Annotated in this window: 23 protein-coding genes; 7 read left to right on the top strand and 16 right to left on the bottom strand. The window is 43.0% G+C overall.

Going from position 1 to position 21847, the window contains the following annotated elements:
• Positions 1-10: 10 nt before the first annotated feature.
• Positions 11-709 carry a FadR/GntR family transcriptional regulator gene (locus AB3351_RS02010; RefSeq protein WP_371145441.1) on the bottom strand — a complete coding sequence of 233 codons (699 nt, stop codon included), beginning with the start codon at positions 707-709 and terminating at the stop codon, positions 11-13.
• Between the two features lie 285 nt (positions 710-994).
• On the opposite strand from AB3351_RS02010, the gene AB3351_RS02005 reads away from it, so the two are divergent.
• The 3 genes from AB3351_RS02005 to AB3351_RS01995 are packed head-to-tail and all read left to right on the top strand — an operon-like array spanning position 995 to position 3929.
• Positions 995-1729: an MBL fold metallo-hydrolase gene (locus tag AB3351_RS02005; RefSeq protein WP_371145440.1), complete on the top strand. Its 735-nt coding sequence runs from the start codon at positions 995-997 to the stop codon at positions 1727-1729.
• A gap of 27 nt (positions 1730-1756) precedes the next feature.
• On the top strand, positions 1757-2623 hold the full coding sequence (locus tag AB3351_RS02000; protein ID WP_371145439.1) for a DUF6282 family protein: 867 nt from the start codon (positions 1757-1759) through the stop codon (positions 2621-2623).
• A 25-nt stretch (positions 2624-2648) separates the two neighbouring features.
• On the top strand, positions 2649-3929 hold the full coding sequence (locus AB3351_RS01995) for an MFS transporter (protein WP_371145438.1): 1281 nt from the start codon (positions 2649-2651) through the stop codon (positions 3927-3929).
• A 94-nt stretch (positions 3930-4023) separates the two neighbouring features.
• On the opposite strand, the gene AB3351_RS01990 is transcribed toward AB3351_RS01995, so the two are convergent.
• The 12 genes from AB3351_RS01990 to AB3351_RS01935 form a co-directional block, all read right to left on the bottom strand.
• Positions 4024-4242 carry a hypothetical protein gene (locus AB3351_RS01990; RefSeq protein WP_371145437.1) on the bottom strand — a complete coding sequence of 73 codons (219 nt, stop codon included), beginning with the start codon at positions 4240-4242 and terminating at the stop codon, positions 4024-4026.
• A complete protein-coding gene (locus AB3351_RS01985) occupies positions 4214-4753 on the bottom strand; it encodes an AMP-binding protein (RefSeq protein ID WP_371145436.1) in 540 nt (179 codons plus the stop codon). The genes AB3351_RS01990 and AB3351_RS01985 overlap by 29 nt, the downstream gene beginning before the upstream one ends.
• Positions 4754-4877: 124 nt before the next feature.
• The gene (locus AB3351_RS01980; protein ID WP_371145435.1) at positions 4878-6617 is read right to left on the bottom strand and encodes a methyl-accepting chemotaxis protein; all 1740 of its coding nucleotides are present in this window, start codon (positions 6615-6617) and stop codon (positions 4878-4880) included.
• A 178-nt stretch (positions 6618-6795) separates the two neighbouring features.
• A complete protein-coding gene (locus tag AB3351_RS01975; RefSeq protein WP_371145434.1) occupies positions 6796-8484 on the bottom strand; it encodes a methyl-accepting chemotaxis protein in 1689 nt (562 codons plus the stop codon).
• 101 nt (positions 8485-8585) lie between these two features.
• On the bottom strand, positions 8586-8768 hold the full coding sequence (locus tag AB3351_RS01970) for a Spo0E family sporulation regulatory protein-aspartic acid phosphatase (RefSeq protein WP_371145433.1): 183 nt from the start codon (positions 8766-8768) through the stop codon (positions 8586-8588).
• A 138-nt stretch (positions 8769-8906) separates the two neighbouring features.
• Positions 8907-10187: a TRAP transporter large permease gene (locus AB3351_RS01965; RefSeq protein WP_371145432.1), complete on the bottom strand. Its 1281-nt coding sequence runs from the start codon at positions 10185-10187 to the stop codon at positions 8907-8909.
• Positions 10184-10651: a TRAP transporter small permease gene (locus AB3351_RS01960; RefSeq protein ID WP_371145431.1), complete on the bottom strand. Its 468-nt coding sequence runs from the start codon at positions 10649-10651 to the stop codon at positions 10184-10186. The genes AB3351_RS01965 and AB3351_RS01960 overlap by 4 nt, the downstream gene beginning before the upstream one ends.
• Positions 10652-10709: 58 nt before the next feature.
• The gene (locus AB3351_RS01955; RefSeq protein ID WP_371145430.1) at positions 10710-11738 is read right to left on the bottom strand and encodes a TRAP transporter substrate-binding protein; all 1029 of its coding nucleotides are present in this window, start codon (positions 11736-11738) and stop codon (positions 10710-10712) included.
• A 44-nt stretch (positions 11739-11782) separates the two neighbouring features.
• Positions 11783-12571, bottom strand: a complete 789-nt coding sequence (locus AB3351_RS01950) for a carbon-nitrogen family hydrolase (protein ID WP_371145429.1) — start codon at positions 12569-12571, stop codon at positions 11783-11785.
• A complete protein-coding gene (locus AB3351_RS01945; RefSeq protein WP_371145428.1) occupies positions 12568-13263 on the bottom strand; it encodes a DUF2848 family protein in 696 nt (231 codons plus the stop codon). Before AB3351_RS01945 ends, AB3351_RS01950 begins: the two co-directional genes overlap by 4 nt.
• A complete protein-coding gene (locus AB3351_RS01940) occupies positions 13260-13931 on the bottom strand; it encodes a GntR family transcriptional regulator (protein ID WP_371145427.1) in 672 nt (223 codons plus the stop codon). Before AB3351_RS01940 ends, AB3351_RS01945 begins: the two co-directional genes overlap by 4 nt.
• A gap of 226 nt (positions 13932-14157) precedes the next feature.
• Positions 14158-15255, bottom strand: a complete 1098-nt coding sequence (locus AB3351_RS01935) for an LLM class flavin-dependent oxidoreductase (RefSeq protein WP_371145426.1) — start codon at positions 15253-15255, stop codon at positions 14158-14160.
• Positions 15256-15517: 262 nt separating this feature from the next.
• Between AB3351_RS01935 and AB3351_RS01930 the strand changes: the two genes are divergently transcribed.
• Both AB3351_RS01930 and AB3351_RS01925 read left to right on the top strand, forming a co-directional pair.
• Entirely contained in the window at positions 15518-15883 is a 366-nt protein-coding gene (locus tag AB3351_RS01930) for a hypothetical protein (protein ID WP_371145425.1), read from the top strand.
• Positions 15865-17352, top strand: coding sequence for a sigma-54-dependent Fis family transcriptional regulator (locus AB3351_RS01925; RefSeq protein ID WP_371145424.1), 1488 nt, complete (start codon positions 15865-15867; stop codon positions 17350-17352). Before AB3351_RS01930 ends, AB3351_RS01925 begins: the two co-directional genes overlap by 19 nt.
• A gap of 34 nt (positions 17353-17386) precedes the next feature.
• Here the strand turns inward: AB3351_RS01925 and AB3351_RS01920 are convergent, their stop codons facing one another.
• From AB3351_RS01920 to AB3351_RS01910, 3 genes are all read right to left on the bottom strand, one after another.
• Complete coding sequence (locus AB3351_RS01920) at positions 17387-17914, bottom strand: hypothetical protein (protein ID WP_371145423.1); 528 nt, start codon at positions 17912-17914, stop codon at positions 17387-17389.
• 90 nt (positions 17915-18004) lie between these two features.
• Positions 18005-19705, bottom strand: coding sequence for a sensor domain-containing protein (locus AB3351_RS01915; protein ID WP_371145422.1), 1701 nt, complete (start codon positions 19703-19705; stop codon positions 18005-18007).
• A 248-nt stretch (positions 19706-19953) separates the two neighbouring features.
• Positions 19954-20931: an MBL fold metallo-hydrolase gene (locus AB3351_RS01910; RefSeq protein WP_371145421.1), complete on the bottom strand. Its 978-nt coding sequence runs from the start codon at positions 20929-20931 to the stop codon at positions 19954-19956.
• Positions 20932-21103: 172 nt separating this feature from the next.
• Between AB3351_RS01910 and AB3351_RS01905 the strand changes: the two genes are divergently transcribed.
• Together AB3351_RS01905 and AB3351_RS01900 are read left to right on the top strand one after the other, a co-directional pair.
• A complete protein-coding gene (locus AB3351_RS01905; RefSeq protein ID WP_371145420.1) occupies positions 21104-21568 on the top strand; it encodes an exosporium protein C in 465 nt (154 codons plus the stop codon).
• Between the two features lie 33 nt (positions 21569-21601).
• Complete coding sequence (locus AB3351_RS01900) at positions 21602-21772, top strand: hypothetical protein (protein WP_371145419.1); 171 nt, start codon at positions 21602-21604, stop codon at positions 21770-21772.
• Positions 21773-21847: the final 75 nt, after the last annotated feature.

The raw sequence follows: 21847 nt of genomic DNA, 5'->3' as shown, positions 1-21847 counted from the left end.
CATACAGCCGCTATGAATTGAACCATAGAGATAGCTTCTTTTCCGCATTCTTTAAATGAATCGTGCTCTGTACCTTTGCTAGCTCCGGTTCTTCTGATTCAATCGCATACAAAATATCATAATGCTCTTTATAGACAATTTGCCTTTTTCGCTTCAGGCCAAGATTCTGCTTGAGCGTAATGGATAGGGCATTTTTATAAAGCGATGAAAGATTCTCCATCGTATGAATCAATACCGGATTATGCGAGGCATGAATAATGGAACGATGAAATTCAACGTCGGCTTCCAGGCCTGTTTTGTCTGTAGAAATAAGCTCCGACTCTAGCAATTTCAGCACGTCTCTGATCCGCTTGAGGTCTTCCGGTGTTCGCCGCAGGGCAGCCAAATACGCCGCTTCCGGCTCTAACATCCGCCTCATTTCAAATAAGTGCCTAACATTGTCTGCATTAGCTTTATGAATATGAAAATGCTGCAGCAGGGAAAAGGGCGCGCTGTCCTCTACATAACTGCCGCCTCCCTGCTGGGAAGAGATCACTCCCATCGCTCGCAGCACACTCAACGCTTCACGTATCGGCACCCGGCTCACCCCAAATTGAGAGGCCAACTCCATTTCGGTAGGCAGCTTTGAGCCTGGCGGGAACCTTCCTTCCTCTATCATAGTAAGTAGTTCACGCGAAATTTTCTGTGAAATCTTTTCTTTCTTTTCCATATTCACCTTTCATTTTCATCATTTTCTATCTGTCTTTTTTATACAAAACCCAACTTGTATTACAAAATATAATTTTAAAAAATCTGAAAATGGATATAGACAGGGTAGATATGTTGATGTATCCTTTATTTTGTTGAATATCCATACTTTCACTCATAATTTTATGCTGAAAACCAGATTGAAAACAAGCCTTTCGAAAAATTTGTATTACAAAATTATAATACTTTTTATAGAAAGGCGAAATGAGTGAAAGGAAAACAACATAAGGAGGCGACGCAATAGACAATGAAAATTGATATTTTATTCGACGGTTTTCCAGGAAAATCGAGCAGAGGTTTTTTAGGATGGAGCAGCTGCATACTTATTCGACCTCATCCAGGCCAGGCTATTTTATTTGATACCGTCGGATTTAATGAACGGTATGCTTTACTATCCAAACTGGATCAGCTAGGCATCGATCGGACTGAAATTCAAACCATCTTTCTAAGTCATTTTCACTTTGACCACGCTGTCAATTACCCGCTTTTTGAAAACGCTCGCTTCTATCTACATGAAAAAGAACTGGAACATGTCAAACAAAATGGAAAAAGGGATTTAGCCGTTCCTGTTGAGATGCTCCCTAGTTTAGAAGCAAGCGGCCGCTTATCCATACTATCAGGTAAAGAAGGAACGGTAGAAGGATTGAATTGGCGGCTCACTCCCGGACACACGCCAGGATTGTACTCGATCTTTGTAGAGTACAATGGCGAGAAGTGGGTGCTTGCCTCTGATGCCGTAAAAAACAGATATGAACTTACTCATGAGCAGGCTGCGATGACATGGAATGATAAAGAAAGTACACAGAGCATTCAAATGATCAAAGAATGGGCTGACATTGTCGTCTCTGGCCACGACGGATTGTTACGAATTACACGGCAGAACAAGCGATGTGATATCGAACCGATGTATCAAACCAGCGTGACCATCAGCCTGCCTGATAATGGAGAGCAAAAAGGAAGAGTTATTCCCCTAGAATTTTAAATACACACATAGAGAGGAGCGGAAAAAGTGAGTTTTCTACAAGATGCTATTGATATACACGTACATTCGAGTCCAAGTATTTTCCCGCGCTCTGTCAATGACTTTGAACTCGCTGAAGAGGCCCGTGCTGCGGGGATGCGGGCGATTGTGCTTAAAGCACACGAAGAGTCCACCGTTTCTAGAGCCCAGTTGGTTACGAAGATTGTACCCGGTATCGAAGTATACGGTTCTTTAGTTCTCAATGAATACGTAGGAGGACTCAACCCCTATGCAGTAGATATGGCCATTCAACAGGGGGCTAAGATCATTTGGATGCCGACAGGTTCTGCGAAACATCATCTTGACTACTATGGTGGAAAAAGTGATTATAAAGAACAAAAATCAACCATACGCCTCCTTCCTCAAAAGGGAATTACGATATTTTCCGAGGATGGGAGCGTTCTCCCTGTTGTTTATGAAATCATTGATCTAATCAAAGATTCGAATGCAGTTCTCGCTACAGGGCATCTCTCTCCACAAGAAACCAAGGAATTAGTGAAAATTTCAGTTGAACGAGGCCTTGAAAGGATACTTGTTGCACATCCTGATTTAAAAATAAATAAGATGGATCTCTCGCTGCAAATGGAGCTTGTCCGAATGGGTGCCTATGTAGAAAAATCCATGTTGACCTTAATGCCTAACTGGCAATCTATTGAACCTGAGGAACTTGTGTACGGCATTAAACAAATAGGCATTGAGCGTTGTATATTACAGACAGACTTCGGTCAAGCCAACCACCCATCCCCTACAAAAGGATATCTACGGTTCATAGAATTACTTTTACAATACGGATTGCAGGAAGAAGAAATTAAAAAGATGGCCTGCGACGTTCCGAAAGAATTACTGCGTCTGTAGCTACAATACTTGTAAGAAGAGGTGAATGATGATGGAAGCTCAGAAAAACGTTCCCCGGACAAACAAAGACCTCCCGTGGTATCGGGAAATTAATTCAAAGCAGTGGAAGGCACTTGTAGCATCAAGTACCGGCTGGATGCTCGATGCCATGGATGTTACTCTGTACGCCATGGTATTGGTATACGTAATGGCAGACTTAAACATGGATAAATCCATCGGTGGACTTCTCGCCTCTCTTACCCTCTTGAGCTCTGCTCTCGGTGGAATTATTTTTGGAATGGTCGCTGATAAATACGGAAGAACTCGTTCGTTAATGATTAGTATGATTGTGTTTGCTTTATTTACTGCACTCTGCGGCTTTTCGCAAACGGTTACACAGCTAGCGGTAGCGCGCCTGTTAGTCGGTATTGGAATGGGAGGAGAATGGGTGGCAGGAGCTGCTCTTATTACAGAGACATGGCCGGCTAAACACCGTGGAAAAGCAATGGGATTTGTTCAGGGTTCATGGGCGATCGGTTATGGACTTGCTGCAGTTATCGCCGGTTTAGTACTCCCTACCTTTGGATGGCGTGGCGTCTTCTTTGTCGGCATTATTCCGGCTTTTATTGCAATTTGGATTAGAAAAGGAACGGATGAACCAGACATTTGGAAAGAAAGACAAAAAGAACAAAACAAAACTTCTAAAAAAGAAAAAGGCTCTCTTAAAAAATTATTTGATAAAAAAGTATTGCGCTGGACAATCCTTGGTTCTGCACTCAGCATCTGCGCACAGTTTGGCTACTGGGGGCTTTTTACCTGGATTCCAACTTATTTAGCCACGCCAATAGAACAAGGTGGTGCCGGCCTTAACCTGATGAAACAAACAAGTTGGATTGTCATTATGCAGGTGGGTGCCTGGTTAGGATATGTAAGCTTTGGGATATTTGCAGACAAATACGGTCGTAAAATTACTTTTATTATCTTCTTTGTTATGGCAGCGATTATGGTGCCATTGTACGGATTCTCTCAGGACCCTACTCGCCTACTGCTTCTAGGACCTGTTGTGGCATTCTTCGGCTCCGGCTATTTCAGCGGGTTTGGTGCCGTATTAGCGGAATTATTCCCAACAGAAATCAGGGCCACAGGACAAGGATTCGCCTATAATTTCGGCAGAGCGATAGCCGCCTCCGCTCCATTTACCATCGGTGCGTTAGCAACAACGATGGGATTAGGGGCAGCATTTAGCGCTACATCGGTTGCCTTCGGCTTGGCGGCCGTTCTTGTGATTTTCTTTTTGCCGGAGACCAAAGGCAAAGAACTTACATAATTCTTTATACAAATCTGTCGGCATGCAAAAAGGGGCCCCATTATTCATGGACAAGCCCCTTTTGTTTTACAAACTCTTACACAGTTGATATGGATTAAGTCGCTATGTTCTTCTCGCTTACTTTTTTCGTAAATTCTATGAAGAAATCCAACGAATGAGGATTCGCCATCGCATCGCGGTTTGCAGCTTTACTTTCAGGAACTCCCATAAGTATTCTACGCACCGGTACTTCCATTTTCTTACCCGTCAGCGTATAGGGAACCATAGGAATTTGATAGATTTGATCAGGCACATGACGCGGTGAATATTCCATTTGACCATACGGCTCCAATGCTCGCGGAGGCAAGCATCGCAATAACGGCTTCTGGAACGCTTGGCAGGTAGGCGGCCACCCGATCCCCGGGCTTCACACCCATCTTCCGCAGTTGATTTGCGAGAATAAGCACCTTCTCGGTCAGCTCATCCCACGTTAACGTATCGAGCGGGCGAATTTCAGATTGATGATAAATCGCTGCTTTACCCGGCTGAGCTTGACGCAATATGTGCTGAGCATAATTAACATGGGCGCCCGGAAACCAGCGAGCACCTGGCATCCTATTATCCTCAAGAACACAGCGGTACGGATGCGTACTTTCGATAGCAGAATATTCCCAGATCGCCTCCCAAAAACCGGTCAGATCATCGACAGACCACTGCCATAAGGTATGGTAATCGGCAAAGTCCAGATGCTTATGTTCGCGCAACCACTTCATAAACGCCGTAATATGCGCTTGTTCTTTATATAAAGCACTCGGCTCCCAAAGCAGTGTACCTTCTGTTATCATAACGTCCCTCCTACTTTTGTAATCATAATTAAATTTTATAAAATTCAGAAATAATTATCCGGTAAAATAAAAAAGCTACTCCCTCCTTTTCGCATAGGCTAAAAAAGAAGGAATAGCTTGTATACTATAGCTTAAATGAATGAATGCTATCCTGAAGTTCCATTGCCATTTTTGACAGAACATTTGCCGCCGAAGCCACTTCTTCTATTGTAGCGTGCTGCTGTTCGGCCGCAGCTGCAACGTTCTCTGAATAGCCCGCTCCTTGCTCGGATATAGCGGCAATTCCTTCAATTGTTTCTACCATATCCTTTGCTTTTTCGTTTATTTGCTGGATGGCGTCATCAACATCATACGCTTGCGTTGACACAGTCGTAACCGCTTCTAAAATGGCATGGAACGCTTCTCCAGCCTGATTTACCATTGTAATTCCCTGATCAACAGCAGTTGAACCTTTGTCCATCGCTTCGATCGCTTTCATAATCTCGTGTTGTATTTGACTAATCAATCCAGAGATTTGCCCGGCGGCATTGCCTGACTGCTCCGCCAGCTTCCGTACTTCATCCGCTACAACAGCGAATCCCTTCCCGTGCTCTCCTGCACGTGCTGCCTCAATGGCCGCATTTAACGCCAGCAGATTCGTTTGCTGGGCAATGCTCGTAATAAGAGAAATAATCTGATCAATTTCACTTGATTTCTCGCCAAGTAATTTAACTACACCTTCCGTATCGCCTGTCTGCTCACTAATCAGCTTCATTTGTCCTACAGCTTTTGTAATGACTTCATTTCCGCTTTTCGCTGTTTTTGAAGCGGTTGCAGACGAGTGAACAACCGATTGAACGTTAGAGGCGACATTCTTAAGACCGGAAGAAATATCAGAGACGATGCGGACGGCTTCAACAGCCCGAGACGATTGGTTATCTGCATCAGCAGCAATTTGCTGAATCGACAAAGAAATTTGCTCGGTTGCACAGCCTGTTTGCTCCCCGCTTGCCAGCAGTTCCTCTGATGTAGCCGCTACTTGCTGCGAAGCGATAGATACTTGACCGATTACCTCCTTTAGATTACCTGTCATCTCATTAAAGCACGCCGTTAATTCTCCTACTTCATCTTTATTTGCTACCTGTAGTGGTTCGATACGCAAATCACCGTCAGCCACTTGCTTCACCTGTTCTTTTAATTTAGTTAGCGGATTTGAAATATGCCCGGCAAAGAAAAAGATGACGATCATGCCCACAACAAGCGATACGGCAGTGACAAGCAGGAGAACATAAATGATTTTATCCGCTTGACTATTATAATCGCTCATATACGAACCCGCTTGAATGATCCAGCCCCAATGCTCATCCATCTGTGAATACGCAATTTTCGGGGCAAATTCGTTACTCTTATTTAATAAAGACCACTGATAATATGTAAACCCCCCTCCATTCTTCCCCTGCTTAATGAATTCCTGAACAAGCAATAGCCCATTCGGATCTTTCGTATCCCAGAGATTCTTTCCTTCCAGTTCAGGATGAAGAACAGAAATACCTTTTTCATCATAAATGAAGAAGTACCCATTCTTGCCCAGATCAATATCTTTATTAATCTCTCTTTTACCTTCAGCATTCTTCTTTCCCAATAAACGTTGCTTGACCATCTCCTGCGCCTCTGTCAAAGAAAGCTTTCCGCTCTTCACCTGTTGATTTGCAACTTCTATCATATTGATTGCCATTCTGACATTATTTTTTAAAGCAATTTCCGCCCGTTCATTCAGCCCATCCTTAGCCACATTGTAGCCAATAGCCCCAATAAGTAAGGCGGGTACGGTTAACAGTAATAAAGAAACAAAAATAAGTTTTCTACGAATCGTTAGCCTCATCATCCATCCCTCCCCAGCTTTATAAAGAAAATAGACCTATGTCAATTTTACCACCAAACCACTGTGAAAAGATACAATATTCGTTATATTTCGTGAATATTTGACAAACATTGCAGATGATAAGCACAACAAAAAGGGGCTTCCCATTACGTATGGGTTAAGCCCCTTTCATCTAGCATACTTACACTTTAAATTTGCGAATGGTCTGCTGCAGCTCCTCCGCCATCTTCGATAGTGAGGAAGCAGAGGAAGCAACATCTTCCATTGAAGCTAATTGTTCCTCTGAAGCAGAGGCCACACTTTGCGAGTTTGATGTGACTTGTTTGGCAATGGCTGCAATAGATTGAACAGAAGCATTTACCTCTTGTGAATTCGCAGATAACTGCTCCGAAATTGAGGTCGCCTCCTGTACTTGACTTGTCACTTCTTCTACAGAGTATAAGATTTTTTCAAAGGCTTGACCGGACTCACCAGCAACATTTACACCTTTTTCTACATTCTGGTTCACCAAATCCATGGCCTCGATCGTTTCATTTAAGTTTCTTTCGATATCTGTAATTAATTCAACAATTTGAACCGCTGAGGCATTGGATTGTTCGGCTAGTTTGCGCACTTCATCTGCCACAACAGCAAATCCTTTTCCGTGTTCACCTGCGCGTGCTGCTTCAATGGCAGCATTTAGCGCAAGCAGGTTCGTTTGTGATGAAATATCTGTAATCACGTCGATAATCTTTTTAATTTCTACAGAACGCTCATTTAGAAGCCTTACTTTGGTTACTGAATAATCAACCGAGTGCTGAATCTCATTCATTTGATCTACGGTTTGTTGGATCGCGTGGTTTCCCTGTTCTGCGAGCTTCGCTGTCTCTAGAGAAGCTTCTGAAATTCGTTGGGACGACTCTGTAATTCTTTGTAATCCATGCGTTACTTCTTCCATTGCAGCCGCACTTCCTTCCGTTCCGTGCAGCTGATTTTCAGAGCCTAAGGCTACTTCCTGAATCGCGGTTGAAATCTGCGTGGTTGTATGGGTCGATTCTTCCGCACTTGCTGTTAGCTGCTCAGAAGAAGCGGCCACCTGCTCCGCGCTGACGCCCACTTCTCCAATCAGCGTGCGTAAACTATGACTCATCTGATTAAAGGAAGCGGCTAGTTCTCCCACTTCATCTCTATTTTTTATCCTAATATCAGACTGGGTTAAATCCCCACCCGCTACAACCTGTACCGCTTCACTGACTTGCTTAATTGGCCGGGAGATTGATCTTGCGATATAGAAGCCGATTGCAAGGAATAACGCCAGAATGACAAGGCTGACAACCAGTGTCGTCCCCATAGCAACAGCGATACTCTTATCGCTCTTCTCTCGTTCTTCCTGCATACGCTTCTCTTGTTTTTGTGCTAGCTCTACGGCTTTTTCACCCATCTCTTTTCCGAGCGGAATGACCGTTACTGCCGCTGTTTTTTTAGCCAGATCGAAGCGGCTTGCTGTTAGCTGCACCACAGAATCTACGTTTTTTTTGTAAGGAACGCTAAATTCCTTTATTTCCATAAGTGCTTGCTTTTCTTTCTCGGTTGTAAGCAACGGTAAGGTACGATCAATCAGTTGATTCATATTCTGATTGGCTTGCTGCAATGATGTGATAAATTCTTTATCCTGTGTGAGAAGGTAACCGCGAAGATCGCTATTTTGCTGTGACATACTCGCTTCAATACTTTTTGCGTTAAACCGAATCTCGGCTTGTACATTCAGTAAACTCGAGTATGTTTTCTTCACCTGATTCGCTACATTATATGATAAACCTACAATGCCAGCTCCTAAAACAGCTAAAACAATAAATACAATCAGCAATTTTCTTTGAATGGTAAGCTTCATATTTGCACCCTTTTTCTTCTTTTTCCATCCGGTAATGATGCTATCTTCCTTTAAGAAGGGTCGTATAGAACCTGTCTATACGACCCTTTACTACGTTGTAATTACAGACTACACTTCATAACATGCTGACTTTTTTTGTGATAATACTCAAGTAAAACCTGATCTAGCAAACCGCTTATCGAAAGAACCTCGGGATCGGTAAGCTGTTTCTCTTTTGCTAATTCGTTCATTTTTCGCCGAAGCATCTCTATTCTCCGATCAATCTGGTAAAGCTGATCATCCATACTCTTTCCCTCTTTAACACAACAAATTTTTGTACACGGGATGATGCAAGGAATTGAACAAAGTTTATGTACAAACAAAGGTGCAAAAGAAAGATCGTCAAAAAACTTACAGATTTCCCGTTTCTATCCTGAAGTTGACTACGAGTTGGCACCGAATAGGTTAGGTAGGAATAGTGAAAATTCAGGCCAGTATGTAACCAAAGCGAGTACTGCCAAAAGCAATAGAAGCTGCGGCATTAACGGACGAACCATCTGTGCCAGATTTACTTTGGCAATGGACGATGTGACAAATAAGCATACCCCAAGCGGTGGCGTAATCATACCGATTGTCAGGTTAATAATCATGATAATACCAAAGTGTACCGGATCAATTCCCGCTGCTAGAATGAGAGGAAGGAAGAGCGGCGTAAAGATCGTCAGCGCACTGATCGTATCGATAAATGTACCGGCAATTAATAGAACAATATTAATAACTAACAGCAATACCCACGGCTGATCAGAAATACCTAAGATCATCTCGCCTAGCTGACCAGGAATATCGTGGAACGCTAGCAACCACGTAAAGAGCGTGGCGTTTGCGATAACAAAAAGGATTGTCGCCGAACTAATCGCCGTATCTAGCAATACCTTCGGCAGGATTTTGATATTAAGCTCACGATACACAACAGTCCCGATTAGTAAAGCGTATACAACTGCAATAACACCGGATTCAGTAGCAGTAAAAACCCCTGTTCTAAACCCACCGATAATGATGATTGGCAGTAAGAGCGCCAAGAAGGCATCCTTAAGCCCATGTAGAATCTCACCCATTGAAGCGGCCTTTTCACGGCCTCGAATATTATGTTTTTTCCCTATGTAATATACATATATCATGAGGACAATCCCCATTAAAATGCCTGGGGCTACACCCGCCAAGAACAGATCACCAATTGATACGCTTGCCATTACCCCGAAAAGGATCATCGGAATGGAAGGCGGTATGACAGGCCCAATCGTCGAAGCTGATGCAATCAAGGTAGACGTAAATCGTCGGTCATATCCTTGTGCGATCATAGCCGGGATCAGAATACCGCCAATCGCTGCCGCATCTGCAATCGCCGAGCCGGAAATCGCGGAGAAAAACATCGCTGCCATTACCGCAACCATTCCTAGCCCTGCTGGGAGATGACCAACTAATAGACTTGCAAAGTCAATTAGACGCTTAGAAATACCGCCTACCGTCATTAGTTCTCCCGCTAGAACAAACAAAGGAATCGCAACTAAAGCAAACGAATCGATACCGGAGAAGGTTTTTTGGGCAATGACAACAAAGTCTGTGCCGCTCATGGCTAAGCCGATAAAAGATACGATTCCAATTCCATAAGCGATCGGAATCCGGAATAGGAAGAGGACGAATAAAAGAAGGATTAACCACATCATGCGCCCTTCACCTCTTCCTTGCTTTTCATCTCTTCAATCATGTTTTTACATAAGTAGTACAGCATAAGTAGACCGGAAATCGGAAGGACAAGATAAAGGTAAAAGAGCGAGATTTCAAGCGTAGGAGTAAACTGCTCCCATGAGTTTGTAGCATGAACCCACCCGTAATAGGTAAAAATGGATACAAAGATAATTGCCAGCACATGTCCAATCGAAGCAATCGGTTTTCGTGCCGAAGCAGGAAATGCCGCCAATATATCCACACTCAAATGCGCCTTATATTTAACGCCTAATGCAGAGCCAAGAAATATCATATAAGCAAATGCAATCCGGGACACTTCTTCTGTCCATGGGGCCGGAATTTTAAAGACAAAGCGAAGAAGAACTTGGGCAAATGTAGCCAGTACAACGATCGCTAAAGACATACCTGTCACAATCTCAAGCCAATTCTTAAGAACCTTCATGTTTTCACCTCTGTTAGTAAAAGAATAAGGACTACCGTACGGCAGTCCTTATCGAAGACTATTTTGCTGCCGCTTTAATTTTTTCAATTAACTCTTGTGGTACTTTATCAGCTACGGCTTGGGCTACATTTTTTGTTGTTTCTGTAAAAGCGGCGCGATCAGGTTCTGTAATGTTTACGCCTTTCGCTTTCAGTTCCTCGATTGATTTCTCTTCTTTCTCTCCCAGAACTTTACGCTGCTCTTGTGAAGCCTTCTGTACGGCTGCTTCTACCGCTTTCTTTTGTTCATCGGAAAGAGAATTATATTTTTTGTTGCTCATCAGGACTGCTCCCGGTGAGTATGTGTGCTTGGTCATGGCTACTTGCTTTTGTACTTCATAGAACTTCATGGACATGATGGTAGCAATCGGATTCTCTTGTCCGTCTACAACCCCTTGTTCTAGAGCACTGTACAGTTCATTAAATGGTACCGGTGTCGGGTTTGCACCTAATGATTTCATAAACTGCTCCCATACAGGTGCAGGCTGTACACGAATTTTTAATCCGCTCATATCGGCTGGAGTATTGATTGGTTTACTTTTGTTGGTCATGTTACGGAAGCCGATCTCCCAGTAACCAAGACCCTTCATGTTTTTCTCATCCATTTTCTTTAACAATTCTTTTCCAATGTCTCCATCAAGCGTGTTATATACGTGCGCTTGATCCTTAAACAAAAATGGAATACCGAAAACATTCATTTCAGGCACGAGGTTCGCAAGCGAGCTATCAGCGGCTACAACCGACATATCAATCGTACCGTTTGCAATACCCTCTACCGCATCCTTTTCACTTCCAAGCTGAGCGTTCGGATAAATCTTTACTTTTACTTGGTTGTTGCTCGCCGCTTCTACTTCTTTTTTGAAGATTTCGGCACCGATGTGGTATTGATGGTCTTCAGACCCTGTATGTGCGAGTTTAATGGTAACCTCGCTGTTGCCTGCTGCTCCTCCTTCTTTAGAGCCTGCAGAATCACTAGAAGAGCATCCGATTAATGTTCCCATCGCAAGCACAGCACTGGCTACACCTGCAAAAATCCGTTTTTTCATCATGTCTTTTTCCCCTTATTATAAATTTAAATTACATATGTATATGTTTATTTGGAATACATATCAAAGCGTTGGTCATCAAACACCGGGATTTTCCCTCTCGTCTCAGCGACTTTATCTATATCAATATCAATGTGATAGATTTGTTCCCTATCATCACCGGCAAGCAGCGCCTCTCCCCACGGCCCAAAAACCATAGAGCTTCCCGGGAATTGAGTATCACGACTTTTCCCACAGCGATTAACTGCAATCATATAGGATTGATTTTCAATGGCGCGCGCAGCCAGTAGCGTTTTCCAATGATCCACACGCGGCGTAGGCCATTGTGCTACATTGATCAATAGACTTGCACCTCGCTGAACCAGTTGGCGGGAAAGCTGCGGGAATCGCAAATCATAACAGATCATCGCACCGATCACTACACCCTCAAGCTCAAACACGCCGAATGAGTCACCTGCATGTAGATATAGATGCTCATCCATCAATCGGAAAAGATGAAGCTTATCATAGCGCATGATTTCTTGTCCCTGCTTATCGAAAACAAGCATCGTATTGGTGATATTTCCACTCGTCGTATCTTCATATAAAACGCTTCCAGCCACGATTGCGGCTGTATGTTTTTTTGCCAGAGCCGAGAAAAGCTCTCGTGTACGCCTCCCATCCTTATCGGCCACTTCCTGCGCCTTCTCTAACGCATACCCACTGTTCCACATCTCAGGAAGAATAATAAGATCCGGCTTTTCTTTTGCTGCCTGCTCCACTAACTTCTGGGCTTGCTCAAAATTATAATCCGGTTCACCGATTTTTACGTCCATCTGAATGAGTGAAACTTTCATGCCCGACTCACCTCTTCTATTTCAATGTTGTATTCAGCTTTAATAGCTCGTCCAAGCACAGGGTCTTCTAGTTCCATTTCAAACCTACTGCCATATGCAAACCCTTCTAAGGTAGGAACCGTGCCTGAGAAAATCATGGTATGCTCTAGATCCTGATAGCCTAAGTCGTGTAGTTTCTGCAAAAGTTCTGGTACTGGCAGCAGGGCTGTTAGATCATGCTCTTGATATAAACGACGTCCGGCTTCATCGGTCATCCATGAACGAAGCAGCAGTTGATCCCAATGCTTCTCTATATCGGAAAGCCGCCAAAAGTGCAGGGCAACAGGCTTCGGGCACGCTTCCTTAGACTTCTGAATATCTTCTGCCTCAAGCTTGCGATCTGTGTGGTCACTCCCTAATGTAACCAACCATTCGCTCCCATCATGCAGCAGTACATATTCTGCTTCTCCTGATGTTTGCTTCCCGCTTACTGCAATGGATGCATCCGTATTTAGAACAGCAAGCTCCATCGGATAAATGGCAGGGATGGTCTGAGGAGGCTTTACTCCAATCTCGGCTAATTCTTCAATATGTTCCTTTACTTTCTCGATGTCTCGGCCTCCATAGCCGACGACCAGTACTTTTTTGATGGCAACCTCTTTGTCTCGACTCCTTTCTTCGGCTGTTTCAATCGTGATTGCTAATGACCTCATCTGTCTGCCTCCTTGATTGTATGAAGTACGGAAAGAACGGCTTCACGTGTGCGGTCAATATGCTCGATGACTGCTTGCTTGGCTTGCTCAACATCCCGGTTTTTAATCCCTTCAATAATTACCGCATGCTCGTGAAGTGTCTGTTCTGCCCGATCTGGTAGATTGAGTGCTTGAATACCAAACCAGCGCATCTGATCGCTTAATGTCTGCATATATTGCGCCAGACGGCGATTTCCGCTAAGCTCAGCAAGATAAATATGGAAGTCCTTATCTATGGAAATGAACCGCTGATTGTTTTCTTTCTCCACAGATTGATGGCCATAGATACGGTCAATATCCTCCATCTTTTCTTCTGTAATTGTAGGAATCAGCAACTCCATCACCAGAGCTTCATTCGCTTTGCGCAGCTGAAGCACTTCTTCTACATCTTGTCTTGAAATATTGCAAACGAATGTCCCTTTTCTTGGAATCGATTGCACCCACCCTTCAAGCTCTAGCAATTGAATGGCCTCTCTAATCGGCGTCCGGCTAATCCCCAGACTTTCACTCAAATTACGTTCAAACAACGGCTCTCCAGGTAAAATCTGATGATCAATAATCGCATTCTTAATTTTTTCATATGCATGCTGCTTAAAAGACTGCGGTTGTTCTATTTTTGAAAACGGCATAGCACTCTCCTAATTTTCTATCTGGTATGTGGTATGTGGCATCTGGCATGCCAGATAATGATACACAAAATATACTGAACCTTTATTATTTTGTCAACAATAAATTTGCACCTATTATCCTACATTTCTTGCTTCACTTATAAAAAAACCCCTTTCGTTGTTAGTAAAAGCCTACTCTATCCTGGGGCTTTATACTCCATACAACAAAAGGGGAGGTCTTGTAATGTTATGGCTGAAGGATCTGATCGTTATTTTTCATTCGTGGTAAAACCTCTTCTTTTAGCAGGCGCATAGATTTTTTCCATGGCTCTGGATAATCCGCATAATCATACGCTGTTACAAGCAGTGTTCCAAATCCACCAACCGTTTCAGAAAGCTCATCTAGCTTTCGAGCCACTGTATCCGGCGAGCCGATAATCCAACTGTTCTCGGCCATATATTCTGCACTTACCTCTTCATCAGGTACATCTTCTCGATGCTTAAACACTGACATCATGCGAAAACTGCCGAATAACGGCAACCAATACTCCCGATGCTGTCGTCCCATCATCGAACCCAACGACCATTCATAAGCCTCCTCATCCGTATCAGCTACAAAAACATCTCGTGTAATTCTCCATTCTTGACGATTTGGTGTTTTTCCACTGCGCCTCGCCCCTTCAAGAATGGAATCCCAGTGGCTTGCTATATATTCATTATTTGCACCGAGACTTAGTGGGATAAACCCATATTCCCCTGCCATTTTTAGCGTCTCTGAACCTGGGCTAAGTCCGGCAATGCCGATAGGCGGATATGGCTGCTGATATGGAAGAATATGCGGACCTAGCAGGTTAAACATCGTATCTGTTTTATTGACGTTCCAGTAATTTCCCTTATATTCAAACCGCTCCTTTTCCGTCCAAAGCTTCAGAATAATTTCAAGTGCTTCGGATGTCATTTTTCGGTTTTCTCCCGCAAATCCATCCACATTAAATAAAGCCCAATCGCTTGGCAGCCCGCTTGACCCAATCCCAAACATCAGCCTGCCCTGCGCTACGTGATCAAGATAAGCAATACGATGAGCAAGCTCGGCAGGATGATGATACGGCAATAAATGTGCGCCTGGAGCTAGCTTGATGTTCTTAGTTTGAAGCAAGGCTTGAGCAATCATTAAGTCTGGGGCTGGAATAGGTTCCCAATCCGAAGTGAAGTGCTCACCAATCCAAGCTTCACTATACCCTAATTCATCGGCATATTTAATCATCTCTAAATCCCATTGTGTGGCATCATACAAGCTTCTCTCCGGCGGATGCGATGGCATTAAGAATAATCCTATTTTCATCATTCATACTCCCCTTTCTTGTTCTAGAGAATCCATCACTCTCAGAAAAAAGCAAAGAGTATGCCAACAATTATTAGGTTTTTTCCTTCGCATTGACTTATTACATCTGCATTTTTTTGATCATACGACTGTCTTATGTTCAATTTTGTTGCCATGCGGCACATAATGCCATAGGATTTGCTATAAAAATGAGAAAAAATGATATATAATAGAAATATTCAGTAAAATCTGAAATTAATTAGCGATTTCCAGGAGGACGATTACGATGTTGGAAACTTCGTGGAAAAAGTTCGTTAGAGAGGGCGTATTAGACCCTACAAGACTATCAAAAAGAATTATGGAATCTTGGTACCGCTCTAAGCAATATGACGTAAATCCTTATCTGGAGAAAGCTGTTCATATTCTTGATGAAAGTGAATTGAAAAACAGACGAGCTCATTACAAACCGATCCTTGATTTGGCTGCACCTTATTTCCATATGCTAGAGAAATGGCTTACAGATGTAGGGGTATTGATCCTTTTCATTGATCCTAAAGGTTATGTTTTGCATATACAAGGCGAACGAGAAATCCAGGAGCTGGCCAAGACAATGAATCTCGTAGAAGGAATTGAATGGTCGAGAGCCAGGTAGGAACGAATGCGATTGGTACAGCTCTGGCTACGAAAGAGCCGATGCAAATTATCGGCTTTGAACATTACTCTAAAGCAAGTCATCGCTGGTCCTGCTTCTCAGCTCCCATCCGCAACGACCGCAATGAAATTATAGGCATCATTGATGTATCGACAATGAAGGTTCATGATGATCTTGATATCTTAAGTGCCGTCTTCTCTGTAGCATGCAGCATCGAACATAAATGGAAGTTACAGCAGCAACAACACCGCCTTAATCTACTTGAGACCTACCTGCATAGAAAAGAGAACGACGCAGATAAAGATTTCCTTATTTTTGATAACGACGGATACTTTGTCACGTCAAGTAAATCTCTTATGCCCAGAATGAAAGAGCATGTAAATTTCCACATGCATATGATGGACGTTGCGGACTTGTCTATTGTTGAACACAGCCGCCATCCGATTCTTTTACATGGGCAGAAAATGGGCTATAAAATCGAGGTGCTTCATAAAACTAGCGACCCGGTATTTCCTGTTCCATATAAAGAGCCGCCTTCTCCGCTATTTGTTGGTGAGCGCGGAATTAGTGGAGCCTTTCAAAAAACAATAGAGCAAATCCAAAAGCTTGCACAATCAGATATTACCGTGTTTATTCATGGCGAAAGCGGTACAGGTAAAGAGTTAATTGCAAAATCCATTCATCTAAACAGTCCAAGAAAAAAGAAGCCCTTTGTTGCCATTAACTGCGGAGCGATTCCGAAAGAATTAATGGAAAGCGAGTTATTCGGTTATGAAGCAGGGGCATTCACGGGAGCAAAAAAGGGCGGACATAAAGGAAAATTCGTACAAGCTGACGGTGGAACCATCTTTCTAGACGAAATTGGCGACATGCCGCTGTCCATGCAGGTCGCTCTGCTGCGCGTTATCCAAGAGCGGGAGATCACACCGATTGGCGGGCATATTCCGCATGCAATTGATGTGCGCATCATTACAGCTACACATAAAAATGTACATGATCTAGTAGAAGCAGGGGTATTCCGTGAGGATTTATTTTACCGGCTGCATGTCTTCTCAATTAAAGCACCATCCTTACATGAACGGAAAGAGGATATCCCGTATCTAATCGCTCATTTCTGTGAAAAGCATGAGTGGCAGATAGAGATTCCTGATTCGATTATGAAGTATTTCTTAAGCTATACATGGCCCGGGAATATACGTGAATTATTCAATATACTTGAGAGGCTGCGTGTGCTTTCAGAAGGGGACATACTCTCCGTAGATCACCTTCCCTCCTCGATGCTACAGCAATGCTGTATACAACAACAGAATACAAGCAAACCAAGTCAGCTCTCATACAAAGAACAGTTGAAGCGCGCATCCCTGATTAAGGCACTGGAGAAGACAAATGGTAACGCTAGAGAGGCTGCTGAATTATTAGGCATATCGCTTAGCACCATTTATCGGCAGATTAAAAAGTATACACTATAACAAGAGAGACGCCGGATTTTTACCCGGCGTCTCTCTATTTCCGTAAAAACTTTACGTCATAGGCTTTCCTATTCTTCCGTACGTAGTTATGCAATAGCATCCTTTTGAAAGAGAGGCCAATATACGGAATATCTAGGATCATGCGCAATTCATTTTTCTCTGCTCTCCCACGAGATAAGGTCGGTGCCAGCATTTTCTCATATTTCTTCACTACATGAAGCGGTATATGTGTCCAGGCTGCGATCTGGTCTGCTTCATAGTAAGGAAGAAGGACACCGATCATCGTTTCTTTATCATCATGCTTTCGCTTAATAATCGTATATTCATGCGAACTGACAAGTGTCCTAACCTTGCACAGTACACTCTTCTCCCTCCTGTGCTGCAGGCTGTAGAAGTGATTGTATCCTGTAAGCAATACGTAGCTGCCGTCCTTATCCGGACCCTCTACTTGTAAAAAACCTGATTCCCCCTGCACATTTGGTACAGACTCATCTTCAGATACGATCCGTATGTCGGTTATAGCAATTCTTTTCAGTGTAAATGGAATGCAATGAATAATCATAGAAGCACACTCCCATCCGCTGTTTTTATCAGCGTATGTTAGGACGGTGTATGCTATTCCTTCACATACAGGAGAAATATGCTCTTTTATCTACACAGGCAGGAAATCTACATGCAGCAATTTTTCCACGTCATCAGAAGGAAGGGGTTTGCTGAATAAATAGCCCTGTCCTTCCTGGCAGCCTTCCTCATTTAGAAAATGCCACTGGTTTTCCGTTTCGATTCCTTCAGCCAACACTTTGAGATTCAGCGCTTGTGCCATGGAGATAATGGCCTTTACAATCGCTTCATCATTCGAGTTAGGGAGCTCGCGTACGAAAGAACGGTCAATTTTTACAATGTCGATAGGAAGATTCTTAATATGATTAAACGATGAATAACCTGTGCCAAAATCATCAATCGAAATATGCACACCCATTTTTTTAAGCTGATTCAGCTTATCAATAACTTCACTTCCATAATCGATTAGTACGCTTTCTGTGATTTCAATTTCAAGCCAGGTAGCATCTAACTCAGCTTCCCGCAGTGTATCTGCAACAACTTCAACAAGATTCTGCTGTTTAAATTGCAGTGTCGATAAGTTTACAGACATAATAAAAGGAGCATAGCCCTTATTCTGCCACGCTTTGTTCTGCTTGCATGCTGTACGTATGACCCATTCACCAAGCGGAATAATGAGACCGGAATTCTCCGCAATCGGAATAAATTTATCAGGTGGAATGAATCCCCATTCCGGGTGATTCCACCGCAGCAGCGCTTCTACCCCTACCATTTTTTTGCTCTGTATATTAATTTTTGGCTGATAATACAACTCAAGTTTATTTAAGCGTAAAGCGCTTCGCAGTTCTTGTTCAAGCGTGCGTCGATGAATAAAATCATTCTCCATCTCTTCCGTGTAAATCTCGTAATGATTCTCTCCGCTCTCCTTGGCACAATACATAGCGGTATCAGCCCGACGAAGCAAGCTCTCCGGATCTTCACCGTGTTCAGGATAAATAGAGACACCAAGACTCGGTGTGATGCAGATTTGATAGCCGTTGATTTCAAACGATTCTTCAAATATATGCAAAATCTGAGCCGCCGCGGCTTTGACTTCCTCTCTATCCTTCATATGAGACCATACGACGGTAAATTCATCTCCGCCGATCCGAAACAATGTGGTATGCGCCGAATCAAGAGATTCCTTCATGCGATAAGCAATGGCTTCTAATAAGCCATCTCCAACCTTATGGCCGAGCGTGTCATTAACCTGCTTAAAGCGATCAAGATCAATAAAGATTGTCGCAAATATCTTCTGCGCACCTTTGGCTTTCTCAACTTCACTTTCCATATATTCATGGAACCCTCGTCGATTTCTGAGATGGGTTAGTGGATCATAATAGGCAAGTTCATAGATTTGTTCTTCCGCCGCCTTCTGCTTCGTAATGTCCCGGCGAATTGAAACGTAGCGGGTCGGATTGGGGGAGCCTTCTGGAAAGGGAACAATAATCGTGTCGACCCAATAGATCGAACCATCTTTTGCTCGATTTTGAATACATCCTTCCCATGTGTTTCCACTTCGTATGGTGTCCCACATCCCCTTAAAAAAAGCACGATCATGATGTTTGGAATTAATAACCCGGTGCGTATTTCCTACTAACTCTTCTCTACTGTATTGAGAAATCTCGCAGAACTTATCATTAACATGCGTAATGATGCCTTTTTCGTCAGTAATGGCTAAGATGGATGTTTGATCAAGAACATATTTAATACTCTCTAATGTTTCGATAAGTGTATCATCATGTTTTTGCATACTGCTCACTTCCCTTTGGTAACGTACTCACAGTTTTAAAAACGTTTTTTCTCTCTATACTATTACACAAAAAACAAAATTAAGAAATGATTTTATGCCTTTCGATTTATAACTTTTGTCATTTTCTTGTCAAACTATATGATGAATCTGACACCTTATAGCTGCATCAACCTGCTATGCATAAAAAAAGAGCAATGAATGATGATACCATTCACCATTCTCTCTATAGTAAGCACTACGCTGCGGTATTATACGGCTATTACTTGGTAATGCCATACACCGTTTTTGCGTTCTTTCTTAATCTTATGTAGTGATTCCAAATAATCCAAGTGTCCAATAATCTCTGACATAACCAGCGAAAATTGACTGTTATATTTGTCCTTGTAATACGAATAGGCAAGCTGGGCTGCTGTTGCCATACCATTTTGGATCATCTGCCGAATTCTTTCCGCCTTTTCATTAATGCGGTGCAATCTGCTCTCAATCAATTCTCGATGATTATGAATCAATCGACCATGTCCAGGATATAATGTCTCTGCGTCAAGAGCCATGCATTTTTTAAGCGAACGTACATACTGCACCAATGTCGCTATACGCTGTCCCTCTTGATCAGGTTCTACAAGCGCATTACTTGAGATATGTCCAAGCAGATGGTCACCAGAAAACAACCATTTTCTTTCTTCATGCAGCAGCACCATATGGTCTGGCGAATGTCCGGGCGTCTCAATAACCTCCATCCCTGCAATTCTATCCGAATTAACCAGCGGCAAGATGTCCGCCTGGATTTTTCTTCTCTCGTTTGTTTGTACAGCTTCTCTCAGCTTTTCAACCTGCTGCTCGCCAGCCGCTTCACATCCCATTTCCCGATAGAGCTGCGCAAAAAATTCAACGCGCATCGCAAAAAAGGCAGGGTCTCTTTTCAAGCGATGAATGGATTCTTTGTGGGCATAGATAGGAATATTCTTTACAGAAGAAATACGATTCAAAAGTCCGACATGATCCTCATGATTATGCGTAAGAATGACTTGATTGATGTCCCCCAATTTAAAACCGTTTTCACGCAGCGTTTGATTAAGAGATGCCCAACAGTCATCTGTATCGATTCCTGCATCAATCAGTGATAAAGCACCCGCCTCTTCTATTATATAAAAATTAAAGGTCCGCAAATTATATTTTGCCGGTACCATAATCGGATATACAGAACAGCCACCTTTGGAAATAACCAAATAAATCCCTCCTCTTATCTCTCATAAAACTCTAAGCTTCCTATTCTTCCTCACTATAACTTCTCCTTCTTAAAATCTTCAAGCGAGCTGCCTCTTTTTCTATCATTTTATTCACATTTTCTATACATTCTCATAATCAATCATATTAACAATAAAAAGGAGGTCAGAGCCATTGTCTGTCATTGTATTGGATTATAAAGCCAGCGTACCAAGCAATTCCTTCGGTGGAACCGCCCCTGTCCCCATTCCTCAAATACCAAGCCAACTCCAAGTTGCTGATTTAGGATTATTTATTCCGCAGGTCTCTCCAGCAACAACAAACAACCGGGTGTATTTGTCAGCGGATGTAAGCATCAGCGCTGCGGTAGGTTCTCTTTTTAACAACGGAGTCATTTTCCGTATCTATCGGGATGGTGTAGAAATTTTCAACACGTTAGAAGGTGTACAGAGAGCACCTGCCTCGCCGACAGAGTATAACGTTACCTTTAGTACAGTTGATGAGAACGTTCCCTCTGGTTTTCATGTGTATAAATTAGTCGTCCAAGCCATCATCGCCAATAATGCCCCTGCAGTTTTCACGATTGCTCAGGTTATTGGACCGGTTACTTTTAGCGGCCTGGCAGTTGGCACAACGTAAGTACACTGATTTTCAAGAAAGGAGTGAAAAGCAATGCCAGAAATTATCCTGGATTACAAAGCTTCTGAACCGAGCAATCAGACAGGAGGGGCTCCTGCAGAAGCCTTCTATACAGTATCCTTCAGCACCATTGACTTCAACGCAGCCGCATCGAGCAGATTTATCGTGTACCAGCTAACAGGCGAAGTGCTGCGGTACGGTTAACGTTGCGGGACCAATTACACTTACCAGCATGGCTGTTGATGCTATCGATTAGAAAAACATACAAGGCAGACTTCT

The organism is Aneurinibacillus sp. REN35 (assembly GCF_041379945.2).
GTDB lineage: Bacteria > Bacillota > Bacilli > Aneurinibacillales > Aneurinibacillaceae > Aneurinibacillus.
The sequence above is the reverse complement of the archived record's forward strand: the minus strand, read 5'-3'. Positions and strand labels throughout refer to the sequence as shown.